We start from the raw sequence: 689 nt of genomic DNA, 5'->3' as shown, positions 1-689 counted from the left end.
ATTAATCTTTTTACAACTACGTTGTTCTCACCAGAGATCTGTACCATGTAGACTCCAGAAGCAAGAGAAGAAACATCAATAGTTCTTTCTCCAATCATTCCGTCTAAGTTTACATCGTTTACTAGTTGTCCATTTACATTGTAAATAGCCGCTCTCTCCAATGCGATACTAGAGTTGTTAGAAAGGTTTACAAACTCAGAAGCTGGGTTAGGATATAATGCAATCGCTGCACTTAATTCACTCTCACCAACACCTGCGATAGGATCTACTGTCAACTCAAAAGTACACGTGCCATCGTTACCCATACTATCTGTAGAGGTCATAGTAATTGTGTAAGTACCTACTCCTAACTGAGCTCCAGGAGCTGGGCTTTGAGAGATTACATCCACATTACCGTCACATCCGTCTGTAGCAGTTGCAAGACCTGTAAAGTCTTCAAGAGTATAGACTCCTGTAGCTTCTGGACTTACTGTTTGATCGTCTGGACATGTAAGAACAGGTCCGTTAACATCAACTACAGTAATGGTAGCCATACAGCTATCGATATTACCACTTGGGTCAATTACAAAGATGTCAACCATTACTGGTGTTCCTATGTCTGCACAACTGAAGTCTGTACGAGAAGCAGTTGCTTCGTATCCACAAGCTTCTACAGTAGCATCTTCATCGATAGCATCATTAGGATCTAA

1 protein-coding gene is annotated in these 689 nt (G+C 41.1%); it reads right to left on the bottom strand.

Translation table 11 applies throughout. From position 1 onward, the window contains the following. On the bottom strand, positions 1–689 hold a 689-nt coding region (locus ACFQO1_RS13100; RefSeq protein ID WP_380218618.1), incomplete at both ends, for a T9SS type A sorting domain-containing protein.

This window comes from Jejudonia soesokkakensis, assembly GCF_042664795.1.
In the GTDB taxonomy this organism is placed as follows: Bacteria; Bacteroidota; Bacteroidia; order Flavobacteriales; family Flavobacteriaceae; genus Jejudonia; species Jejudonia soesokkakensis.
Note: the sequence above shows the minus strand (reverse complement) of the source record. Positions and strands in the feature narration are given on the sequence as shown.